Raw genomic sequence first — 23,335 nt, 5'->3', positions numbered from 1 at the left:
TTGTGGGTGGAGATTCTTCCGGCTTCGGCCGAGTGCAGAAAACCGGGATCGCGGCGGGGGCGCTGGGTGTGGTGCTGGCGGTGGCGACTCCGTTGCTACCGGTTCAGCAGCAGCGCGCGAGCCTGGAGTGGCCACAGCCCCAGTCGATGCAACTCAGCGCGCCACTCGTGGACTACGTGCCGTTGTCGCTCGACGTGAGCATTCCGTGTACGGCGTTGCGCGACATGACCGGCGGGACAGTCCTGGCCACCGTTCCCGCCCAGGCGCCGCGAGCAGGATCGAAAGGCTTGGTCGCGCGCATCGAGGACCGGCCGGGAGCCGGGCGCACATTGTCCGTGGTGCTACGCGACAAGCTGCTGTTGAGCGCGCCGATCGCGGATATCGCGGGGAACGCCCCCGTACAAGAGAGCTCGGCCGCCGACGGCCGGGATGGCACACAACCGCCCCCCACCGACGCGGACCGGCCACCTGCCCCCAACGGCACACCGCCCACCGGCGGCACTCCACCCAACAACGCACCACCCACCAGCGGCACCCCACCCAACAACGCACCACCCGCCAGCGGCACCTCACCCGGCGGTGCACCGCCCCTTAGCGGCACCCCGCCCAACGGTGCACCGCCCTCTGGCGGCGCCACTCCGAACGGTGCGCTACCACCCGGCGGCACCACTCCCAACGGTGCGCTACCACCCGGCGGCACCACTGCGCCTAACGGCGCGCCACCCACCGGCACCACCCCACCCCACGGCGCTCCCGCTCCTGGCAGCACTCCCCCTTCGGGCGCGGTTCCGCCGAACGGGCCGAGCGGTGCACCGTCCTCGACGACGAAGCCACCGGCCGGACCGGGCGGCACGCCCGGTCCGGCCGTGCCCGAGACCGCACACGACGCCCGATGCGGAGCGCTGACCGTGGTTTCCACCGGCTCGAGCACCACCGCCGAGCTCACCGGTATGACCCGGGCCGACGGCTCGCCGATGAAGACGACCGTGGACGCTGATGTGCGCCCGCAGGTGGTCGGGGTCTTCACCGAGTTGGATCGCGGACGGATGGGAGACGCGCGGCTGCATGCCGAGATCGATGCGCGGTTCTCGTCGAGTCCGAGTGGCTGGAAAGTGGCGGCGATCGTCGGGGCGGTGTTGAGCGCCTTGCTCGCCCTGATCTGCCTGCACCGCGGCGACGCTCGCGACGGCCGCCGGGCGCGTCGCGTTCTGCCCGCCCGGTGGTGGCGGTTCACCGGTCTCGACGCGGTGGTCGCGGGCACATTGGTCAGCTGGCATGTGTTCGGCGCCAACAGTTCTGACGACGGCTACATCCTCACGATGGCGCGCGCGTCGAAGGAAGCGGGCTACACCGCCAATTACTACCGCTGGTTCCAGGTCGCCGAGGCACCGTTCGGGTGGCCCTACGAGGTGCTCGCCCAGATGACCCGGGTCAGCGAGATCGGGGTGTGGATGCGGTTGCCCGCCTTACTCGCCGGGTTCGTGTGCTGGCTGGTGCTCAGCCGGGAAGTGCTGCCGCGCCTGGGTTCCGGTGTGCGCGCGAGCGGGGTCGCGCGCTGGACCGCGGCCCTGGTGTTCCTGTCGATGTGGCTGCCCTACAACAACGGGCTGCGTCCCGAACCCCTGATCGCGGTCGGCGCGCTCCTCACCTGGTGCTCGATGGAACGGGCGATCGCCACCCGCCGCCTGTTGCCCGCCGCCGTCGCGGTGCTGATCGCCGCGTTCTCCCTGGCGGCCGGTCCCACCGGATTGATCTGCGTGGCAGCACTGCTGGCCGGTTCGCGACCGGTGCTGCGCACGATCATCGCCCGCGCCAGACCGGCTTCGGGCGCCGGCGCGTCCGCTCGCGGAACTGTGGTCCTCCGATACGCCGCACTCGTGGCCCCGATCGTCGCCGCGGGCACTCTCGTACTGGTCGTCGTCTTCGCCGACCAAACCTTCTCGACCGTCCTCGAAGCCACCCGCGTGCGCCAGCTCGTCGGCCCCGACATGTCCTGGTTCGAGGAACGCACCCGCTGGGATTCCCTGCTGTCGGTCAACCCCGACGGCTCCCTGGCCCGTCGCTTCGGCGTCCTCGCCATGCTCCTGTGCCTCGCGGTCGGCATCGTCGCGACGCTGCGCCGCGGTCGGATCCCGGCGACCGCGCGTGGCCCGGTGACCCGAATCCTCGCCGTCGTCTTCATGGCACTGCTGCTGATGATGTTCACCCCCACCAAGTGGACGCATCATTTCGGCGTCTACGGGGGCCTGGCGGCCGCACTCGCCGCGATCACGGCAATGGCGCTGGTCCGCGTCGGCCGGAAGTATCTGCGAACACTGTTCGCCGCCGCGGTGCTGTTGCTGCTCGCCGTGAGCTTCACCGGCTCCAACGGGTGGTGGTACGTCTCCGGCTACGGGGTTCCGTGGCCCGACCGCGCCCCCACGCTCGGCGGGATCGAGGTGTCGACCCTCTTCCTCGCCGCGACAGCCGCAACCCTCCTCGCGGCCCTGTTCCAGTACTACCGTGCAGGCATCGAGCCCTCGGCCGTAGGAGACGGTGCCGATGGCCTCCGCGACCCGGGCGATGACGACGGTGGCACCGGTGATCACGGAACCGATGGCGAGGCCGCCGGTTCTGACACGAGTCGAGTACTCGAACGCGGAAGCGGCGTGCAGCGGAAGTCCGGTGGCGGTATCGGTCGCCGCAGGCCGAATCGCAAGATCCCGGCCGTCGCACCGCTGACCGTTGCCGCAGCGGCCATGGTGCTGTTCGAAGTGGGTTCACTTGCCGCGGCGGCTGTTTCGCAGTACCCGGCCTATTCGGTCGGGCTGTCGAATCTGCGCGCGCTGACGGGTGACCGGTGCGCGATGGCCGATGACGTTCTCGTCGAGACGAATACCGCCGACTCCCTGCTGACCCCGTACAACGGCACCGTCGCCGAGGGGCTGGCCGCCGAGAACACCGGCTTCACCCCGAACGGTGTCGGAAGCCTCGCCCCCGATCCCGGTCCCGGCCAATCCTCCGCCCCGCCGTCGGGTTCCGGCCCCAGTCCCAGCGGAAGCGGACCCGGCAACTCAGGCCCCGGCGGAGGTGCACCCGGCAGCTCAGGCCCCGGCGGAGGTGCACCCGGCAGCTCAGGCCCCGGCGGAAGTGGACCCGGCGGTGCGAGCCCCGGTGGCTCAGCACCTGGTGGGGGCACTTCTCCAGGTGGCGTGAACGGGACGTCGGGCAGCAACGGCGGCTCTACCGAGGCACCACCGAGCGGTCCGAACGCGGGACCACCCGGCGCACCCGGCGCGTCCGGTCCTGCCGTGGCCGGCGTGAACGGCAGCACGGCGGCATTGCCGTTCGGCCTCGCCCCGGAACGAACACCGGTACTCGGCAGTTACTCGACCGGCGAACCACAGCGAACGCAGTTGACGACGCAGTGGTATCGGCTGGATCTGGCCGCCGCACAGCAGAATCCGGTGTACCGGGTGATGATCCTGACGGTGGCCGGTCGGATCGAGTCCACGGCGCCCGATGGCTCACGCATGCCAGGGCAGCGCTTGCGAGTGGAGTTCGCTCGTCGGGCCGAGGACGGAAGCACCACCGCCCTGGGCGATGCGGTCCCGCCGACGGTTGGTGGCGCTCCGGGCTGGCGGAACCTCCCGATCGCGCTGGATCGAGTTCCTGTGGGCACCACTGCCGTTCGTCTCGTCGCCGACGCGGCGGAGCCCGACCCCATGCAGTGGCTCGCGATCACCCCACCGCGCCTGCCGAAACTGTCGAGCCTGAACACCGTCGTCGGCAGCACCGACCCGGTCCTCGCGGATTGGCATGTGGGACTGGCTTTCCCGTGCCAGCGTCCGTTCGACCACCATACCGGTGTCGCGGAGATGCCGATCTGGCGAATCCAGCCCGACAAGCTCAACGCCCAGGTCTCCGAGACCTGGCAGGGCCACACCGGCGGCGGCCCCCTCGGCTGGACCGGCATGCTCATGCAGTCACGCACCATCCCGGCCTATCTGGCCGACGACTGGACCCGCGACTGGGGCGAGCTCCAACGCCTCACCCGCACCGTCGCCGCACCACCGGCGGACATCACCGTGCGCACCGAGCTCCGCTGGGGCCTGACGAACGAAACCCCGATCAAAACCAGCTGACCCCCGCAAACGCGAACCGCCGCTACCCGAGCACGGGTGGCGGCGGTTTCGGTTGTGGCAGAGGCTACTTCGGCGGTTCACCACCGGCGGGCGGGCCACCGGCCGGAGGCCCGTCGACGGGCGGTGCGCCACCGGCGGGCGGGGTCGCGCCCGCGGGTAGCGGCTTGCCGATGTTGCGCGCCATGTCGGGCATCAGCCGGATGGCGACCTGTTCCCAGGTGCCCCAGTTGTGGATGCCGATGTCGGGGAAGTCGTAGCTGACGTTCTCGTAACCCAGTGCGGTCACCCGCTTCTCGAACGAACGGGTGTTGGCCAGGGCGATCGCCTCCAGTGGCATGCCCTGGGTGATCGCGTCGACCGAGGACAGGTCCTGGTCGGCGGGCTTGGCGCTCCCCGCGGAGACGTAGAGGCGGGTGTTGTTGGCGATCAACTTCTCGACGAACCCGTACGGGTCCATCCGCTTCCACTTCTCACTGCCCGCGGGCGCCATCGCCTCGATGTTGTACCCACCGCTGGCGATCATCGCCCCGCCGAGCGCCTCGCGCATGCCGGGCATCGACATGTGCAGGTAGCCCGACAGCGACCCCGCGTAGGTGAACTGCTCGGGGTGGTAAGCCGCCATCAGCATCGCCGCGCTACCGCCGCTGGACAGGCCGACCACACCGTTGCGGGTCGCGCTGAAGCCCAGCCGGGACTTCATCGCCTCCGGCAACGTCTTGGTGATGAAGGTTTCCCACTGGTAGGTGTTGACCTTGCCCTGGGTGTCCTCCCAGCCGCCGATCGCCGAGCCGGAGTCGGCGCTGGGCAGCATCGACCCGTCGGGGTTGACGCCGAAGAAATTGCTCGGCTGCTCCCAGTCGGCGTAGAAGCTGGACTGCCCGCCGACCGGCATCACGACGTTGATGTTGAACTTCGCCATCTGCGCCGGGATGGTGGTGTGCTTCTCCCACCCGTTCAGGTCGTCCTCGGCGCGTTCGCCGTCGAGCAGGTAGACCACCCGATCGGTGTTGCCGTCGGCCGCGCGGATGATCCTGGTGTTGATCTCCCCCATCGACGTATCCACCCGGAAGTCGATCGCGGACGGGTCGGCATCGGCGGCGGCAGGCGCGACGGAAGCGCCGAACGGCACCACCACCACGACGGCGCCTGCCATCACTCGCCGAAGAACTGTTCTTACCCCACGCATGATCGGTGTTCTGACCTTCCCGTCTGTGCGGCCTCGCCGCTTCCCCACTCGACCCGCCGCGGTACTGCACCTGCGCGCGGGGCCCTGTCGGGCAGCATAGCGCGCACCCGATCCCAGGGGTACATCGAATTGTGAAGTGGGGCAGCCCGCTTCGTGCGCCCGCTCCGAACTGCGGATTCTCGGCGAAGGGCGACGTCGGCGGAGCGCTACCCTGGGAGGTCGATTCGTGGCCGCGCCCGGCCGCCCTGCCCAGAACGGGAACGCCGTGAAGCTCGCCGTACGCCTGATGATGTTGTCGCTGGTCCTCGCAGTGCTGTTCGGGGTCCCCTGGTGGACGGTGGTCTCGGCGCCGACCGGCGGCAGCGGCACGCTGTTCTGGATCGGAACGGCGATCGCCGCGGCCGCCCTCGTGTGCCTGCCGCTCACGATGTTCCTCGGGCACGGGCCCGCGCAGTCCGATCCGGCGGTGATCGTCGGCGACACCCTGCTCGGGGTCCTGTGGGTGGTGTTCTCCTGGTCGGTGATCGGGCTGCTCGTGCGGGGCGCGTTGGCCGTCGGCGGGGTCGACGGTGCCCGGATCGTGGCGGCAGGAGTGCTGGTGATCTCGGCGGCGCTGGTCGGGTGGGGCGTGTACGAGGCGCGCCGGGTGCCGCGGGTGCGCACCGTCGACGTCGCGATTCGTGGGCTGGCGCAGGGCCTGGACGGGTTGCGCGTAGTGGTCGTCACCGACACCCATTACGCCGCGCTGAATCGGCGGCGCTGGTCGGAGCGCGTGGTCGAGGTGGTCAACGCGCAGCGGCCCGATATCGCCTGCCACGCCGGTGACCTCGCCGACGGTTCGGTCGTGAAACGCCAGGCGCAGGTCGATCCGCTCGGCAAGGTCGAGGCGCCGCTCGGCCGGTTCTACATCACCGGCAATCACGAGTACTTCGGTGACGCGCAGGGCTGGATCGACTACATGGCCTCGCTCGGCTGGCAGCCGCTGCACAACCAGCACAGCGTCCTGACCCGCGACGGCGACCGGCTCGTCATCGCCGGCATCGACGACCCGACCGGCGTCGGCCTGCCCGGTCACGGTCCCGATCTGCCCGCCGCGCTCGCGGGCGCCGACCCTTCGCTGCCGGTCGTCCTGCTGGCCCACCAGCCCAAACAGATCGCCGACAGCGCCGCGGCGGGCGTCGCGCTGCAGATCTCCGGTCACACCCACGGCGGGCAGATCTGGCCGTTCCACTACCTCGTCCGGCTCGACCAGCCGGTGGTCGCGGGCCTGAGCAGGCACGCGAACAACACCCAGCTCTACACCAGCCGCGGCACCGGTTTCTGGGGTCCTCAGCTTCGGGTTTTCGCCCCCAGCGAGATCACGGTGCTGGTGCTGCACCCGGACAACTGAGCCCCAGTTGCCCACCGCACAGGGGCGTCCGAGATCGGATCAGCGGTGCGGCTGGGTGACTTCGGTCGGCAGCGTGCCGCCCATCACCACCTTCGAACCGTTCCACGAATAGGTGATCGTCGCCGGACCTCCCTGCGGCGCGGCAAAGGGTTCGTCACCGGCGAGCCAGCGGTAGTCGACGGTCACCGCGTTGTTGCTCGACCCGACGACGGTGGTGAAGGCATACGGCTCAGAAGTGCCCGTGCCCAAGTACTTTCCGTTGTGGAAGAACAAGAGGTGGATCGGCGCACCCGCGGAGTTGCCGCCGATGGCGCGCACATACAACAGCTGCCCACAGCTACCCGGCTGATCACTCGAAGCCTGTCCGGCGACCCAGCTTCCCTCGAGGCTCGCGAGGGCGTTCTGCACACCGGTCGAGGCCGGGTCTATGCAGCGACCCGGTCCACTGATGTTGTCAGCGGGGGCGGGAGAGGTGGTGTCGGGGGCCGGGATCAGCGTGGGAGCTTGTGTGACCGGCGGTGTTTCGGGCTCCGGCGCGATGGTGGCGCCGGGCTGGGGCGCGGCGGTCTCCTCGGCAGCGGGCGACCCCGGGGCCTGGGTACCCGGCGCGGGCGCGCGGGAGGTCGACGAAGCGGCCGTCGCGCGGGAGGTCGATGTGGTTGTCCCTGAACCACTCTCGTCGGTGCAGCCTGTGACAAGTGCCGCGGCGACGGCGATGAGCGCGCCCATTCGAACTGCGTTCTTCATGGTTCCTCGATTCTGTGTCCCCTACGCGCTGTAGCGCGTACATGCAGACTTCATCGGGGCCCCCGACACGGTCGTTAGGCGATTCAACGGAATCCTCACCCTAGGGTGCGACATCCACACCCATATACCTAGTTCTGCTAGGTTGTTACCTAGATCTTCTAGGTATAGGAGTGCGATGCGGATAGACAAAGACCTGGTGGCGGCCTCGGCGACGCCGCTCGTGCTCGGGATTCTGGCCGAGGGCGAGTCGTACGGCTACGCCATCCTCGAGCAGGTCAACCAGCTCTCCCACGGGCGGATGCAGTGGACCGACGGGATGCTGTACCCGCTGCTGCACCGGCTGGAACGGCTCGGGCACGTGTCGTCGACGTGGCGGGTGTCCGAGGGCGGACGCCGCCGCAAGCACTACCTGATCACCGAGTCGGGCCGGGCGGCGCTCGCCGAACGACAAGCCCAGTGGAGTGTGGTCGCCGAGGCGCTCGACCAGGTCTGGCGCAGCGCCACCCAGCCGGTCGAGAAGGGGTGGGCGTGATGGAGACCGAATTGCAGGCCCATATCGACCAGTGGCGTGGGTACGTCCAGCGTCATCGTGCGATTTCGGTCGCCGACGTCGACGAGATGGAAGACCATCTGCGCGAACAGATCTCGACCTTGCAAACCGCGGGCCTGTCGGGCGAGGAGGCATTCCTCGTCGCGGTGAAACGGATGGGCAGCATGGACGCGATCTCCCGGGAGTTCGCGCTCGAGCATTCCGAAAGGCTGTGGAAGCAGCTCGTTCTGGTGCCGGAACAGTCCGAGGGCGGCGCGAAAAATCGAGAGCTGATGGTGGTTCTCGCACTCGCGGCGGGGGCGGCGGTCACGGTCAAAGCGGGCTTCACCTGGCTGGAGGGCCCCGCCTTGGGCCGCAACATCAGCCTGCTCGTCTTGCCGTTCCTCGCAGGGTATTTCGCGTGGAAGCGCCAGATTTCCGCGCGGGTCGGCGCCGTGCTGCTCGCGCCCGTCGTGCTCACCGCACTCGTGCTGAACCTGTATCCATTCGAGCCCGAAGGGGCGACCGAGATCATCGCCGCGATCCACGCGCCGATCCTGCTGTGGCTGGTGGTCGGTTTCGCGTACACGGGCGGCGACTGGCGATCCGGGCGGCGGCGAATGGACTTCATCCGGTTCACCGGGGAGTGGTTCGTCTACCTGACCTTGCTGGCGCTCGGCGGCGGCGTACTGATCGGACTGACGGTCGGCGCCTTCGGGACCCTCGATTTCGACATCGAGCCGGTGATCGAGGACTGGGTGCTGCCCTTCGGCGCCGCGGGCGCGGTGATCGTCGCCGCCTGGCTGGTCGAGGCCAAACAGAACGTCGTGGAGAACATCGCGCCGGTGCTCACCCGGGTCTTCACCCCGCTCACCATCGTCATGCTGTTCGCGCTGCTCGCCGCCCTCGCGACCACCCGCAGCCTGACCGCGATCGACCGCGATCTACTCATCCTGATGGACCTGATCCTCGTCTTGGTCGTGGGCCTGCTCCTCTACACGATCTCCGCCCGCGATCCGCTGACCCCACCCGGCTTCTTCGACCGCTTGCAGCTGGTGCTGGTGTTCACCGCGCTGGTCGTCGACGCGACGATGCTGGCCGCCATGCTCACCCGGATCGCCGAGTTCGGCTCCACCCCCAACAAGGTGGTCGCGCTCGGACTGAACGTGGTGTTGCTGGTGAACCTCGTGTGGTCGGGCCACCTCGGGCTCGGCTTCGTGCGCGGCAGGAAGACCTTCGCCGCTCTCGAGCGTTGGCAGACCGACTACCTGCCCGTCTACGGAGTGTGGGCGGCCGCCGTGATCGTCGCCATCCCGCCCTCGTTCGACTTCCGATGATCTCCGGACTCGGCGAAAATCACTGGCGGTCCGTGACACGATCATCAAGTGCTCTTGACGATCTCCACGACTCACACGCCGGCGACCGACCTCGGATACCTCGTGGTCAAACATCCCGACCGCGTGCAGTCGTTCACGACCACCGGCGGCACGGCACACGTCTTCTATCCACAGGCCGATGTCGATCGCTGCACCGTGGCCCTGCTGCTGGAGGTCGATCCGGTGGAGTTGGCGCGACCGAGCAAGGGGCACAACGGGTCCGCGCTCGGACGCTATGTGAACGACCGTCCGTATGTGGCGTCGAGCCTGCTGTCGGTGGCGATGGGCAAGGTGTTCCGGTCGGCGCTGAACGGCACGAGCCGGGACCGTAAAGAGCTGGCGGAGAAGGCGATTCCGTTGGAGATCGAGGTCCCCGCCGTGCCGTGCCGTGGTGGGACCGAGATCGTCGAGAGGCTGTTCGCGCCGCTGGGTTGGACGGTGTCGACCACCTCGGTGCCGGTCGATCCGGAGTTCCCGGAATGGGGCCCGTCGCCGTACACCCACCTGCGTTTGACCGGGACGCTGCGGCTGGCAGAGGCACTGAACCACCTCTACGTGCTGTTGCCGGTGCTCGATGACGCCAAGCACTACTGGGTGGACGCCGACGAAGTCGACAAACTGCTGCGCGCGGGCGAGGGCTGGCTCGGCGCCCACCCCGACCACGAACTGATCGCGCGACGCTATCTGGCCGGACGACGGACACTCATGCTGTCCGCCCTGGAACGCCTGCGCTCGGCGGACGAGGTGGTCGACGATGCCGAAATCCCCGGGGACGCGGTCGAACGCGTCGAAGCCGCCGAGCGCCGCATTCCTTTGGTGAAGCTCCGCACAGCGGCGGTGCTCGCCGCGCTCGCCGACACCGGCGCAGCGCGCGTCCTCGATCTCGGTTGTGGCCCAGGCGCTTTGCTTCTCGCGCTGCAAGCCGAGCCCCGGTTCACCGAGATCGTCGGCGCCGATGTCTCGAGCGCCGCACTCTCGATGGCGGAGCGCCGCTTGAAGTTCGACCGGATGCCGGACCGGCAGCGAGCCAGGATCACCCTGATCCAATCCGCGCTGACCTACCACGACAACCGGCTGCGTGGCTTCGACGCCGCAGTGCTCATGGAAGTGATCGAACACGTCGACGAGTCCCGGTTGCCCGCGCTCGAACGCGCCGTCTTCGGGCACGCCGCACCCGGCGCGGTGATCGTGACGACGCCGAACGTGGAATACAACGTGCACTACGAGACCCTCGACGGTCACCGTCACGACGATCACCGATTCGAGTGGACCCGTGCGGAATTCGCCGCCTGGTGTGCCCGCGTCGCCGAGACCTTCGGCTACGTCGTCGACATCCGCCCGGTCGGCGACCACGACCCGCAGACCGGCTCCCCCACCCAGCTCGCGCTGTTCCGGAAGGCCGCGTAAATGAACATCGACCTCCCCGAGCTGTCGCTCATCGCCCTCGTGGGTATCTCCGGCTCCGGCAAATCCACCTTCGCCCGCGAGCACTTCAAGCCCACCGAGGTGCTGTCGTCGGACTTCTTCCGCGGCATGGTGGCCGACGACGAGAACGATCAGTCCGCGACGAAGGACGCCTTCGACGCGCTCGGCCACATCGCCGGGATCCGGCTGCGCGCCGGTCGACGCGTCGTCATCGACGCCACCAATGTGCAGAAGCACGCGCGGGCCGAATTGGTCGCGCTGGCACGGTCTTTCGATGTGCTGCCGGTCGCGATCGTCCTCGATACGCCCGAAGCTGTGGCGTGGGAACGTACCCAGGCGCGCACCGATCGCGACTTCGGGCGCAATGTGCTGAAGCGGCAGAGTCAGGACCTGCGGCGTTCCCTGCGCGAGCTCGGTCGCGAGGGTTTTCGCAAGGTGCACGTCGTCAGTGATCCGGCCGAGGTGACGATCACCTACGAGAAGGCGTGGAACGACCGGCGTGAGCTCACGGGGCCGTTCGACATCATCGGCGATGTGCACGGCTGCCGGGCCGAATTGGAAACGCTGCTGGGCGAACTCGGATGGACGCTGGTTCGCGACGAAGCCGGGCGTGCTGTCGATGCCACCCACCCGGAGGGACGTCAGGCGGTCTTCGTCGGTGACCTCGTCGACCGCGGGCCCGATTCCCCCGGAGTACTGCGGTTGGCGATGGGGATGACCGCGAGCGGAAACGCGCTGTGCGTGCCGGGCAATCACGAGCAGAAGCTGCTGAAGAAGTTGCGTGGCAAGAACGTGACGGTGTCCCACGGCCTCGCCGAGACGCTCGAGCAATTGGGCAGCGAGACACCGGAGTTCATCGAGTCCGCGGCGCAGTGGATCCACGACCTCGTGAGCCACCTGCGGTTGGACGGTGGGCGGCTCGTGGTCGCGCACGCCGGACTGAAGCAGGCGTACCACGGTCGTGCGTCCGGGCGGGTTCGCGACTTCTGTCTCTACGGCGAATCCACCGGGGAGACAGACGAATACGGTTTGCCGGTGCGCTATCCGTGGGCGCGGGACTATCGCGGTGCGGCGATGGTCGTCTACGGGCACGTGCCGACGCCGAAGGTGGAGTGGATCAACAACACCGTGTGTCTCGACACCGGTGCGGTGTTCGGCGGCGAGCTGACAGCGCTGCGCTACCCCGAGAAGACGTTCGTCGCGGTGCAGGCCGAGCGGATGTACTACGAGCCGATCCGGCCACTCGCCGATACCGAATCCACGCGCGACAACGAGACGCTCGACCTCGCCGATGTCACCGGGCGCAGGCACATCAGCACCGAGCACGGCACGGTGATCGTCGATGCCGAGAACTCGGCGGCCGCGCTGGAGGCGATGAGCCGGTTCGCGATCGATCCTCGGCTGTTGCTGTGGTTGCCGCCGACCATGTCCCCGCCGTCGACATCGACCGTCGAGGGGTATCTCGAATATCCCACCGAGGCGTTCGCCGACTATCGCGCGGCAGGCGTGGACAAGGTGGTGTGCGAGGAGAAGCACATGGGGTCGCGGGCCGTGGTACTCGTGTGCCGTGACAAGGCAGCGGCCCGTTTCGGGGTCGGTGACGGCTGCTCCGGTGCGATCTACACCCGCACCGGCCGGTCGTTCTTCAACGATCCGGCCCTCACCGAGGCGCTCCTGGATCGCGTCCGCGCGGCGGCCGCACCACTTTTCGACGAACTCGACTCGGACTGGCTGCTCCTGGACTGCGAACTGCTGCCCTGGTCCGCCAAGGCCGCGGGGCTGATCCGCACCCAGTACGCGGCCGCAGGCGCCGCCGCACGGTCGGCGCTGCCCGCCGCGGTCGCGGCGCTCGACGCCGGACTGGCCCGTGGGCTCGACCTCGGCGAACTGCGTGCCCGCACTGCCGCCCGCGCCGAGAACGCGGACAGCTTCACCACCGCCTACCGCCGATACTGCTGGCCGACAACAGGACTCGACGGCGTACAGATCGCCCCGTTCGCCCTCCTTGCCTCCGAAGGCGCCGGCTACGCCGACCGCGACCACGGCTGGCACCTCGACATCAGCGACCGACTCGTTGCGGCCGACCCCGTGACCTTCCGCCCCACCGGCCGCCGAATCGTCGACCTGTCCGACCCTGCCGCCGAAGCCGACGCCACCACCTGGTGGCTCGAGATGACCGCGGCAGGCGGTGAAGGCATGGTCATCAAGCCCTACGCCGGCCTCACCCATCGCAGCAAGGGCAAACTCGTCCAGCCCGGCATCAAATGCCGAGGTCGCGAATACCTCCGCATCATCTACGGCCCCGACTACACCACCCCCGAACACCTCACCCGCCTCCGCGACCGCACCCTCAGCCGCAAACGCACCCTTGCCCTGCGCGAACACACGCTCGGCCTGGCGGCCCTGGACGCCGTCGCCGCGGGCGAACCGCTGTGGCGCGTCCACGAATTGGTCTTCGCCATCCTGGCCATGGAATCCGTGCCGACCGACCCTCGCCTCTGAGCTTTTCGGCGGTCAAATAGTGTCGTCTCCGGTATTCGCACCGTGCGGCTCGCCAGAACTGTTGAGAGAATAGAGAATTGACTCAGCTCGCCCCTTTTCCGTTGCCCTTTCGTGCCGCTCATCTGGTGGCTGTCGCACCGGTCAGGACGGTGCGCGAGCTGGAGATGATGCGATTGAGCGCCGCTGTTCGGGAGAAATCGCAGTGGCATCAGAAGCTGCAGGACGCCGGCATCGTCGCCCGATGGACCCGGGAGGCCGCCGAGACCGGGATGACGGAAGCTCAAATCCGCTATGTGCTCGACGAACTCGCGCATTACGCCGGAATACGCGACGAGGAGACCGGAATCGAGGTGTCCGCTGTCGACGGGGTGTGGCAATCGGACACCCTGATCGACGACGCACTACGGGATCGTCTGCGCGCGGCGGCTCGGGTGTTCGAGGATGTTCCAGCGGCAGAACAAGATTGGCATCCCGGCTCGAACGGACAGGTGCGCGATCTCGTCCATCCCTCGCTGTACTGCCTGGTTCGCGGCGTCAGCCGATCCGACGACGCACCATGGCCCAGCCCGGCGAACAAGGATGCCAAGTACGCGTACTCGCCGAAATTCCAATGGCTGCCCACCGATGTCGATGTCACCGATGCCGGCGACGTCGCCTTCCGTTCCTACGTCAACAACGTCGACCCGGCTCGCCATCACGCACTCGAATCCGTCTTGCCGGAACTGTTCGCCCGCATGCTTCCGCTGCTGGCCAATGTGCTGACCGACCTGCGCCGACCACGACCGGTGCGGATCGACGTCAACCCCTTCACCTGGTACGAAGACTCCGAACCCACCGAGCCGGCCGATGAGAGCGACGAAGCCCAGGAAGCCTTCGACGCCGCCTGGGACGAATGGTGGGAAAACCGCCGACCGGCCATCCCCGACGCCCCCACTTTTCAGCCGCCCACACCCGTCGACGACAGCGACCGCGTCGACCTCACCGGGCGCAGGTTGCAGGTCATCGTGAAACTCGCCAACATCTACCTCACCCCCGAGAAGCCGGAATATCCGGGCGGTTCGTGGCACGTCGAAGCAATGCTCAACGAAAGCATCGTCGCCACCGGAATCTACTACTGGGACAACGAGAACATCACCGACAGCCGGCTCGGTTTCCGCGCGGCGATCGACGACCCGGAATACGACCAGAACGATGAAACCGGGATGCGCGAGGTCTTCGGTCTCGCCGACGAGGACGCGCTCAACCAAGACCTGGGATCGGTCAAAGCCGAAGCCGGTCGCTGCGTGGCGTTCCCGAACATCCTCCAGCATCGCGTCGCACCGTTCCGGCTCCAGGACCCGACCCGAAACGGCCACCGCAAGATCCTGGCCTTCTTCCTGGTCGACCCTTCGATGACCATCGTCTCGACCTCCGACGTCCCACCCCAGCAACCCTGGTCCCCGACATCGACGATGACAGCGGCCCAGGCCGACGCCTTCCGCGCGGAACTGATGCGAGAGCGCAAGTTCTTCGTCGACGAACACAACAACGAGCTCTACGAGCGCGAATTCTCCCTCTGCGAACACTGATCTCGACGCATGGCGGGAATCCACGTCAACGACGGCACCGCCGTGATGTCGGATATCAACCCGGGAAACTCGATACAGGTGGTTGTCGTCTTCGACGTGCCCGCCGGAACCGTGCCGCCACGCTCGAACTGCACGACTCCGCATTCTCGGGTTGCGCCGAGGTCGCGCTTCGCTGAACTGCTGGACCGTAGTCATCTCGTCTCTGTCGGCACTCGAGTTGAGCGACAACGGATTTCGACGGCAATCACCAGTCGTAGTACGAGACGACCGATGGTTGGCCGGTGTAGCCGGGACCTGCCTTCGGGTCGGCGCCGAGGTAGGTGGCGGTGAATCTAGGCCGACCGTGGCCGTGGATCTGGCGACGGTTGTATGTCAGGCCCGCCGCTCTGAGGGTTTCGACGACCGCCTCGGTTATCGGTGAACCGTTGGCGCGGCGGATCTCAGCTGGATCGAAGTCGGCGGCGAAGAGACCATCGGGGGTGAGCCAGCTCGCCATCGTCTCGATGAGAGCCAGTTTGTCGCCGATGTAGTGCAGGCCGTGCACGCAGGTCACGAGGTCGGCTTCGCGAGGCGGGGTCCAGGTTGTCGCCGAGGTGGTGAGCAGGCGCAGGCGTGGGGTGCGGGGTTTGTTCAGGAAGAAGTCGACGAGGTCGAGGCCGATGATGGTGACGTCGGCGGTCGGGAATTCGCGGTCGAATCGTTCCTCCGCTTCGAGCAGGGCCCGACCGGAGCCGCAGCAGACGTCGATCCACGTGACCCGGGCGGTGGGGTCGGCGCGCAAGCGCTCGGCGAGTACCTCGTAGGGGTCGAATCCGAGTTCGCGGGCGTAGCTGTTCACCCCGGACAGTCCTCGGCCGCGGTTCATCGCGTTGTTCGCGACTACCGAGGACTGTTCCAGCGTCAGGTCGTCGAGCAGGACGGGATCTGTTGGCACCACGCAATTATCGCTGCCGCGCAGGTCACGCGATACTTCACCGACGCCAGAAGAAGTGGTGGACGACTCCGCTGGGGCTGGGGACCTGCTCGTGGTGGAAGCGGTCGTCGTATTCGTCGGGACTGTCCCACAGTCGTTCGCCCGCACCGATTTCCACCGGTGCGACGACGATGTGCATGGCGTCGATGAGGTCGGCGGCGAGGAATTCGCGGACCGTGGCGACACCGCCGCCGATGCGTACATCCTTGCCGTCGGCGGCATCCAGAGCCTGCGCGAGCGCGTCCTTCGGGGCGGCATCGATGAAGTGGAAAGTGGTGTCGGCCAGGGTGAACGACGGGCGCTCGTGGTGGGTGAGGACGAAAACCGGAGTGCGGAACGGCGGGTTGTCGCCCCACCAGCCCTGCCAGTCGTAGTTCTCCCACGGTCCACGCTGTGGGCCGAACTTGTTGCGGCCCATGATTTCCGCGCCGATGTTGAAGGCGTAGTCGCGGGTGATGTAGTCGTCGAGGCCGTAGGTACCACCGGGTTCGGTGCGGTTGGGCCAGTGCGCGGTGGCGCCGGCCCAAAACATGAGGTCAGAGGGTTCGGCGTGACCGAAGGGGCGTTCCAGACTCTGCCCCTCCCCCGCGCCGTACCCGTCGCTGGAAATGCTGAAGTTCTGAACGCGGACCATCTGAGCCATCGAGGTGCCCTTTCTGATTGCAATGTGCAAGCAGTGACGAACGTATCCTAGACTGATCCTATGTCGCAACCAGTTGCCCAGGAGAAGTTGCCGGTGCCGCCGGGCAAGTCGGGCTGCCCGATCAACCTCACGGTCGAGCTCCTCGGCGACCGCTGGAGCCTGATCATCCTGCGCGACATCATGTTCGGCGGGCACACGCACTTCCGGGAACTACTCACCGGGTCCATCGAGGGCATCGCCTCGAACATCCTGGCCGCGCGGCTCGCCAAACTCGTCGCCGCGGGTCTGCTCACGCGCGACGACGACCCCAGTCACCGGCAGAAGGTCGAATACCACCTCACCGAGGCCGCGATTCAGCTCGTTCCGATGCTGGCCGCACTGGGCGCGTGGGGCGCGCGATGGTTGCACACGGCGCCGGAGCTGACGGTGCGCGCGGAGTTACTCGCCGCGGGCGGGCCCCCGATGTGGGAGCGCTTCATGGATGAACTGCGCGCCACCCATCTGCGTGGCGCGTCGCTTCCCGACGACGGGGTGCTCGCAGAACTCACCGCCGCCTACCTCGCGGCGGCCGGCGAGTAAGCGTCAGCGGGCCGCTTGGCGGCCGACTTCGTTCAGGTGGGTCATCGCCTGGCGGTACGACTCGAACAGGCCGGTCTCGCAGTAGGGAACATCGATCTCGGCGCAGAACTGGGCGACCATCGGCTGGGCACGGCGCAGGTTGGCGCGCGGCATCGACGGGAACAGGTGGTGCTCGATCTGGTAGTTCAGCCCACCCATCGCGGTGTCGACGAGGAAGCTGCCGCGCACATTGCGCGAGGTGAGCACCTGGCGACGCAGGAAGTCGGTGTTGTCGCCGTCCGGCAGAACTTCCATGCCCTTGTGGTTGGGCGCGAAGGTGGAACCCATGTACAGACCGAACAGACCCTGCTGAACGGCGATGAACACCAACGCTTTACCCGGCGACAGCACCAGGAACGCGGCCGAGAGCAAGCCGATGAAATGCGCAGCCAGTAGCGCGCCCTCCCAGATACGGTTCGGGATCGGCCAGCGGAACACCGCGACGATGCTCTTCCAGTGCAGGCTGCCACCTTCCAGGAGCAGCAGCGGGAAGAACAGCCACGCCTGGTAGCGGAAAATGAACCGCCGCCAACCTGTTCCGGCCCGCGCACGATCACCGGAGAACGCGAGCACGCCCATCGCATCCGGGTCCATGCCCTCGGTATTGGGGTGGGCGTGATGCCGGTTGTGGTTGCTGGTCCACCACCCGATGCTCAGCCCGATGGCGAGATTGCCCGCGATCAGCCCGTACAGGTAGTTGGCCCGCCGCCCGGCGAAGATCTGCTTGTGCCCGGCATCGTGGCCGAGGAACGCGATCTGCGAGAACACCGCGGCCAGGAACACCCCCACCGCCAGCGTCCACCACGAGTCACCGATGGCGAAAAATGCCACCCAACCAGCCACGAAGGCGACTGCGGTCAGCGCGCTCTTCCACCCGTAATAACCCACTTGCCGGTCGAGCAGGTCCGCCGCCCGGACGCGACGCAACAGGACCGAGTACTCACTGCCACGCACGGGAACGACATCAGACGCGATAACCACGCCACAAGCATGGCGCATGCAGGCCACGTCCGGGTGAACGGGTTGCAGATCGGCGACGACTGACCGTGCCGCCACCCGAATCCGGTCGTCCTGCTACCCGGCCCGAACAAGGACACCATCACCTGGCAGACCATGTCGCCGGTCCTTGTGCCATCACACCCGAGATCCGCGTTGCCGCGATGGTCACTCGATCCGACCGGATCGCCATTGATGCCTACTCGCGATGGTGAGCGACCACCCACGCCGCGACCTGCGCGCGAGTCGCGCAGTGCAGTTTGCTCAGGATGTGCTCGACATGCCCCGCCGCAGTGCGCTGCGAGATAACGAGTTTCTCCGCGATGGCCCGGTTGGTCAGGCCCTGCGCGATGAGTTCGGCTATCTGCTTCTCGCGCCGGGTGAGTACGTCCACCGCGGCAGGAACCTCCGCCGCCGCGGACGAATCCTCCTCGAGGGCATAGGCGAGCACCGCGTCGATATCGAGATCGTGGCCCTGGCGCATCGCCGCCTCGAAGGCGCGCGGGCCGAGCGCGCGAGTGGCGTCCTGCTGCGCCTGGGTGTGGTGGCCGAACATCTCGAGAATACTGACCGCCTGGCTGCCCACGGATTCGCCGACCGCCATGGCCGCCCCGACGAGCACAGCAGCCCGCTGCGCCCGGCGCTGTGCAGCCGCGACAAAGGCCAGGGTTGCCAGACAGCTCGCGACGCCCGGCCAATCCTCGATCATCCAGGAAACCCGCAGACTCTCCTTGACCAGCACCGATCCGCGCTCGAGGTCACCGCGCTCGACCGTGGCAAAGGCGAGCTGCGCGACCGCGTAGGACCGGTAGACCGACTCGCCGTGCGCTGTGGCGAGCGCCAGCGCCTGCTCGTTGCACGCCATGGCGAGGTCCGTTTCCTGCAGCAGACCGCACGCGACGCCGAGGCCGAGCAAGCTCGATACCTGATGCAAGACATCACCGGACGCCTCGAACACCGGCACTGCCCGCGCGAGCCGTGTCCTCGCATCGGTGAGATCGCCGGAGAACAACGACAGCAAGCCATGTGCGCCGTCGACATACGCGCACAACAACTCGTCATCGCTGCCTTCGGCCAACGAACGCGCCTGTTCGATTCGCTCGGACCCGGACTGGATGTCTGTCTGCATCGCGGCCAGCACTGTGTCCGCGCACAGTGCCGCGATGTGCGCCAACGTGGCCCCGCTCGTTCTCTCCAATACGCGACCGAGCCAATATCGGGCCTCGCTGACCCGCTGCCGCGCGACCCAGAACTCGTAGAGGGCAACCGCGATCCGTTCGGCCGATTCCGCCTCGTCGGGCTCGGCCAGGCAGAACTCCATCGCCTCACGCAGATTCGGCTGTTCCCGGTGCAGCCGATCGATCCATTCCAACTGCTTCGGCCCCGCCCATTCGGTGTACGCCCGCAACGCCAGGCGTTCGAACCAGTCCCGGTGGCGGCGCTGCAATTCCCTCTCGTCACCGCTACCGCGCAACCGTTCCCGGCCGTACTCGCGCAGCGTTTCGAGCATCCGGTACCGGACGCCGCCGTCACCGCGGGTCGCACGGATCAGGACCGACTTGTCCACCAGCGAACCCACCAGGTCGAGTACCTCGCCGGGATCGAGTCCGGCACCGCAGATCGCCTCTGCGGCATCCAATTCGAAGCCGCCCGCGAACACCGTCACCCGCGCCCACAGCTCTCGCTCACGGTCGCTCAGCAGGTCGTAGCTCCAATCGACGCACTGGCGCAGCGTCTGTTGACGGGTCGGCGTCGCGCGACCGCCACCGGTGAGCAGTCGATATCGGTCGGTGAGCCGTTGCAGGACCTGCTCCGGTGACATCGACCGCAGCCGGGCCGCGGTCAACTCGATGGGCAGCGGCAGGCCCTCGAGTCGTCGGCATATGCGGGCGACGGTGATCTTGCTGTCTTCGGTCAGCTCGAATCCGGGGACGGCCGAGCGCGCGCGGTCGACGAACAGTGCGATCGCGTCACACCGCAACATCGCGCGTAAGCTCGGCGACCCCTCCGCCCCGGGAACCGACAGTGGCGGCACCGGGACCACCACCTCCCCACCGATGCCGACCGGCTCCCGGCTGGTCGCGAGGATGTGCAATCGTGGCGCGGCACGCAGCAGCGATTCGGCCAGCGAGGCGATCGTGTCCACCAGGTGCTCGCAGTTGTCGAGCACCAGGAGCAGATGGCGCGTGGCGACGAAATCGACGAGCAGTTCCTGCGGCGTCTGGGCCGTCCGCCCCACCAGTCTCAGTGCGGACACTGCGGCCCCGGCCACCAGATCCGGTTCGCGAACCTTTTCGAACTCGACGAGCCAGACCCCGTCGTCGAACGCTCGGCGCACCTCCTCGGCCGCCCGGATCGCCAACCGGGTCTTGCCTACCCCGCCGATACCGGTCAACGTCACCAGCCGCGCCTCGGACAACAACTGTCTGACCTCGACGATCTCGCGTCCTCGGCCGACGAATTGAGTCAATTCCGCGGGGAGATTTCCCAGCGCGCCCTCACTGGTTGGCGGCATCCGACATGCCTCGCATTCGATGGCGGAATGGTCCAGAACGCCAGGTTACGCCGTGTAGACCACGGCACCGCCACACCACCGCAACCTCCCGGACGCCGGCTGCAGAAGTAGCCCGATTTCCGAAAAACGGGTATATCGACCGTCCCCGTGACGCCGTGCTCGGAGGACGCTGAAGTGACGGTCAGTACCATTCCCGGAGGTCCGATGTACCCACCCGATCCAGTCGACAGCGATACGGCCGGCGACAACGACATGCAGCACGTGGAAGACGTGTTGATGATTCGCCGCTGCACCTGCTGCTCCACGCTGTTCGCGGCGGTGACCCTCGGCTGCTCGTCCTGCATCTCCGGCAGCCTCGAATGGCTGCCGTCGTCGGGCGCCGGTTCGATCGTGTCCTGTCGGGTCGTGGATCGCGCCGCGACCGGAATGCGCGGCATACGACCGTTGACGATCGCCATTGTCGAGCTCGACGAGGGCCCGTGGGTCTACACATCCATCGAAGGCGGGCTCCCGCCGCTGCAGAACTGCCCGGTGCGTGTGCAATTCCAGTCGTGTTCCTGGGACGACAGGTTCCCGGTCTTCGCCGTGAGCGCCGGTCGGCCGATGTCGGACGATCAGCGCCGGGCCGCCAGCCGTATCAGTGTCTGAGCGGCGGAACGGCCGGACCGTGGTGTACTGACCTGCGGCCACGGCTCGGAACAAGAACGTGACGCATTCACCGGAAATACAGATCCGACTCAGGGTGGTCGCGGAGCATCGCGTCAGTTCGCTATCGTCACGATGACGAGAGGACGCCGCATGTCCGCTGAACAGTTCGTTGCGAACTTCATCGACTTCTGGGATCGGCCGTCCGTCGATCGAATCCCCGAGATTCTGCATCCGGACGTGGTGCTGACCCAGCCGCTGTCCCCACCGATGCACGGCATCGCCGCGGCGCAACGAGAGTTCGCACAGATCTGGCGATTCCTCCCCGATCTCCGGGCGCACGTCGACCGATGGCGCGGCGACGACGACGTGGTCTTCATCGAGTTCCGGTTGCTGGGGCACGTAGGACGCCACCGCATCGAATGGCCGAACGTCGACCGCATGATCCTTCGCGACGGCAAGGCGATCCAGCGAATGAACTACTTCGACCCCCTACCGGTGCTGCCCATCGTTCTGAAACACCCGTCGCTGTGGCGGCGCTGGTGGGTATCGGGCGCGGCACGCCCCTGGCGGACCGGCCATCGGATCGACGACTACCGAACTATCACCGGAGGCGACCCGGCGACGGCGCTGGATTGAAGACCGAGTCGATGACGTCGCTCCTCGACACCAACGTCATCAGCGAGTCGCCCAGCACGGTTATACGTCCCGGACTCACGGCCCGAGCGCGATGCGATGATCGCGGCCACGGCGGACGAGCACGGTATGACCGTAGTGACTCGCAACATCAAAGACTTCGAGCCGATGGGCGTACCTGTCATCAACCCTTGGAGTCTCGCCTGACGATCCAGTCCCCCACCGCTGCGCTCCGCGATCAGAGTCGGGATCAAGATTGCGCTGCAACCGAACTGGATCACTGTGCGCTGCGAGTCAGGTGAACCGATCGCTACGCCACCTTCCCAGCTTCAGGCACACAGGCGCCATCCAGCTCCCCGATGCACACCCGCCGGTTGCAGGCCACGAAACGAACAAAAGGTCCGGCTCGAAAGCCGGACCTTTTTGTTGTGAGTGGAGCTAAGGGGACTCGAACCCCTGACCCCCACACTGCCAGTGTGGTGCGCTACCAGCTGCGCCATAGCCCCGTGTTCAGTTGTTTCAGCGGCTCTCGCTGCTGCCTGAATGAAGTTACACCATGCGTCTGAGAGAGAACAAATCGGCTGGTAGACGGCGAAAATGTGGGGTTACGGGCGGGGGTGCAGTGGCCGGTGGGGCGGGAAGGATCGGCTGGTCAGGGGTAGAATGTGCCGAACCTCACGCGGAGGCTCAGGGGGCCAGGTTCACTACCCAGTTCTCGTCTTGCCAGTCGATCTTGGTGGTGCCGTCGTAGATCGCGGGGGTGGCGGCCTTGTTGCCGGTGCGGGCGTCGAGGTCGGCGAGGTTCTTCGCGGCGGCGGTCTTGGCTGCGTCGGACTGGGTGCCGTTGTTGATGCAGGCGGCGACGGATTCGGGGGCGCCGGATTCGGTGGCGATGGTGGCCAGGGCGGGGTTGCTCAGGTCGGAGCCGCCTTCGGAGGGCTGCTTGTTCGTGAACAGGGTTTCGTGGAACTTGCTGTAGGTGGGCCCTGAACCCGTTTGGGCGACACAGAGATTCGCGGCCGTCGCGCGGGTGGAGTAGTCCTTGCTCTTGGACTGGGGGTCGAGGAAGGTGACGAGGTGGTAGTTCACCGCGAGCTTTCCTTCGTCGATCTTCTGGGCCAGTTCCTGGCCGTAGGCGGTTTCCATCGCGCCGCAGGCGGGGCAGATGGGGTCTTCGAAGATGTCGACAGTCTTGGGGGCGTCGGGGCGGCCGAGGCGGATGACGCCCTCGGGGGTGGTGGTGACCTGCACGGCGGCCTCGCGGACGGGGCCGTAGCCCTCGTTGCGGACGGCGGGCGGCGGTTCCGCGCTCCACTTGTAGGCAGCGAACACGATCAACCCGATGACGACGACCGCCACCGCGGCCAGCGCGTAGGTGGTGTTGCTGGAAACGGGGCGCGGATTGTGCGAAGAACCGGCTGTGCTCACCCGTCCACTCTGCCTCGAGTCGCCGGCGGCGCGC

At 67.4% G+C, this 23,335-nt stretch carries 17 protein-coding genes and 1 tRNA gene; 10 read left to right on the top strand and 8 right to left on the bottom strand.

The features are described 5' to 3' along the window. Window positions 1-2 precede the first annotated feature (2 nt). Entirely contained in the window at window positions 3-4,124 is a 4,122-nt protein-coding gene (locus ACWDXS_RS10360) for an arabinosyltransferase domain-containing protein (protein ID WP_449964253.1), read from the top strand. 64 nt (window positions 4,125-4,188) lie between these two features. Here ACWDXS_RS10360 and ACWDXS_RS10355 read toward each other — a convergent pair whose 3' ends face one another. Further along, window positions 4,189-5,277 (bottom strand): alpha/beta hydrolase, encoded by a 1,089-nt coding sequence (locus tag ACWDXS_RS10355; RefSeq protein WP_378991437.1) that lies wholly within the window; start codon window positions 5,275-5,277, stop codon window positions 4,189-4,191. Between the two features lie 259 nt (window positions 5,278-5,536). On the opposite strand from ACWDXS_RS10355, the gene ACWDXS_RS10350 reads away from it, so the two are divergent. Then, the gene (locus tag ACWDXS_RS10350) at window positions 5,537-6,700 is read left to right on the top strand and encodes a metallophosphoesterase (RefSeq protein ID WP_449964249.1); all 1,164 of its coding nucleotides are present in this window, start codon (window positions 5,537-5,539) and stop codon (window positions 6,698-6,700) included. Between the two features lie 39 nt (window positions 6,701-6,739). Here the strand turns inward: ACWDXS_RS10350 and ACWDXS_RS10345 are convergent, their stop codons facing one another. Then, window positions 6,740-7,447 carry an LppP/LprE family lipoprotein gene (locus tag ACWDXS_RS10345; RefSeq protein WP_449964247.1) on the bottom strand — a complete coding sequence of 236 codons (708 nt, stop codon included), beginning with the start codon at window positions 7,445-7,447 and terminating at the stop codon, window positions 6,740-6,742. 175 nt (window positions 7,448-7,622) lie between these two features. Here ACWDXS_RS10345 and ACWDXS_RS10340 point away from each other — a divergent pair, with 175 nt between their 5' ends. The 5 genes from ACWDXS_RS10340 to ACWDXS_RS10320 all read left to right on the top strand — a co-directional run bounded on the left by ACWDXS_RS10340 (window position 7,623) and on the right by ACWDXS_RS10320 (window position 14,847). After that, complete coding sequence (locus ACWDXS_RS10340) at window positions 7,623-7,979, top strand: PadR family transcriptional regulator (RefSeq protein WP_378991431.1); 357 nt, start codon at window positions 7,623-7,625, stop codon at window positions 7,977-7,979. After that, complete coding sequence (locus ACWDXS_RS10335) at window positions 7,979-9,313, top strand: permease prefix domain 1-containing protein (protein ID WP_387447158.1); 1,335 nt, start codon at window positions 7,979-7,981, stop codon at window positions 9,311-9,313. Before ACWDXS_RS10340 ends, ACWDXS_RS10335 begins: the two co-directional genes overlap by 1 nt. 48 nt (window positions 9,314-9,361) lie before the next feature. Then, window positions 9,362-10,759: a 3' terminal RNA ribose 2'-O-methyltransferase Hen1 gene (locus ACWDXS_RS10330; protein ID WP_449964243.1), complete on the top strand. Its 1,398-nt coding sequence runs from the start codon at window positions 9,362-9,364 to the stop codon at window positions 10,757-10,759. Next, window positions 10,760-13,279 (top strand): polynucleotide kinase-phosphatase, encoded by a 2,520-nt coding sequence (locus ACWDXS_RS10325; RefSeq protein WP_449964240.1) that lies wholly within the window; start codon window positions 10,760-10,762, stop codon window positions 13,277-13,279. It abuts the gene before it with no gap. A gap of 77 nt (window positions 13,280-13,356) precedes the next feature. Further along, on the top strand, window positions 13,357-14,847 hold the full coding sequence (locus ACWDXS_RS10320; RefSeq protein ID WP_449964237.1) for a DUF4246 domain-containing protein: 1,491 nt from the start codon (window positions 13,357-13,359) through the stop codon (window positions 14,845-14,847). Between the two features lie 244 nt (window positions 14,848-15,091). Here ACWDXS_RS10320 and ACWDXS_RS10315 read toward each other — a convergent pair whose 3' ends face one another. Together ACWDXS_RS10315 and ACWDXS_RS10310 are read right to left on the bottom strand one after the other, a co-directional pair. Next, on the bottom strand, window positions 15,092-15,781 hold the full coding sequence (locus ACWDXS_RS10315; RefSeq protein ID WP_378991423.1) for a class I SAM-dependent methyltransferase: 690 nt from the start codon (window positions 15,779-15,781) through the stop codon (window positions 15,092-15,094). 37 nt (window positions 15,782-15,818) lie between these two features. Then, window positions 15,819-16,463, bottom strand: a complete 645-nt coding sequence (locus ACWDXS_RS10310; protein WP_378991422.1) for a dihydrofolate reductase family protein — start codon at window positions 16,461-16,463, stop codon at window positions 15,819-15,821. Between the two features lie 60 nt (window positions 16,464-16,523). Between ACWDXS_RS10310 and ACWDXS_RS10305 the strand changes: the two genes are divergently transcribed. Next, on the top strand, window positions 16,524-17,042 hold the full coding sequence (locus tag ACWDXS_RS10305) for a winged helix-turn-helix transcriptional regulator (RefSeq protein ID WP_449964233.1): 519 nt from the start codon (window positions 16,524-16,526) through the stop codon (window positions 17,040-17,042). A 3-nt stretch (window positions 17,043-17,045) separates the two neighbouring features. Here the strand turns inward: ACWDXS_RS10305 and ACWDXS_RS10300 are convergent, their stop codons facing one another. Both ACWDXS_RS10300 and ACWDXS_RS10295 read right to left on the bottom strand, forming a co-directional pair. Beyond that, window positions 17,046-18,062 (bottom strand): fatty acid desaturase family protein, encoded by a 1,017-nt coding sequence (locus tag ACWDXS_RS10300; protein WP_378991421.1) that lies wholly within the window; start codon window positions 18,060-18,062, stop codon window positions 17,046-17,048. A 214-nt stretch (window positions 18,063-18,276) separates the two neighbouring features. Continuing rightward, window positions 18,277-20,592, bottom strand: a complete 2,316-nt coding sequence (locus ACWDXS_RS10295) for an ATP-binding protein (protein ID WP_449964227.1) — start codon at window positions 20,590-20,592, stop codon at window positions 18,277-18,279. A gap of 174 nt (window positions 20,593-20,766) precedes the next feature. Between ACWDXS_RS10295 and ACWDXS_RS10290 the strand changes: the two genes are divergently transcribed. Then, the gene (locus ACWDXS_RS10290) at window positions 20,767-21,240 is read left to right on the top strand and encodes a Zn-ribbon domain-containing OB-fold protein (RefSeq protein WP_449964224.1); all 474 of its coding nucleotides are present in this window, start codon (window positions 20,767-20,769) and stop codon (window positions 21,238-21,240) included. 150 nt (window positions 21,241-21,390) lie between these two features. Further along, complete coding sequence (locus tag ACWDXS_RS10285; protein ID WP_449964220.1) at window positions 21,391-21,876, top strand: nuclear transport factor 2 family protein; 486 nt, start codon at window positions 21,391-21,393, stop codon at window positions 21,874-21,876. Window positions 21,877-22,306: 430 nt separating this feature from the next. On the opposite strand, the gene ACWDXS_RS10280 is transcribed toward ACWDXS_RS10285, so the two are convergent. Continuing rightward, window positions 22,307-22,379 (bottom strand) — tRNA-Ala (locus ACWDXS_RS10280). Window positions 22,380-22,560: 181 nt separating this feature from the next. Continuing rightward, on the bottom strand, window positions 22,561-23,301 hold the full coding sequence (locus tag ACWDXS_RS10275) for a DsbA family protein (protein WP_449964217.1): 741 nt from the start codon (window positions 23,299-23,301) through the stop codon (window positions 22,561-22,563). Window positions 23,302-23,335 lie beyond the last annotated feature (34 nt).

This window comes from Nocardia sp. NPDC003183 (genome assembly GCF_053590715.1).
The sequence above is the reverse complement of the archived record's forward strand: the minus strand, read 5'-3'. Positions and strand labels throughout refer to the sequence as shown.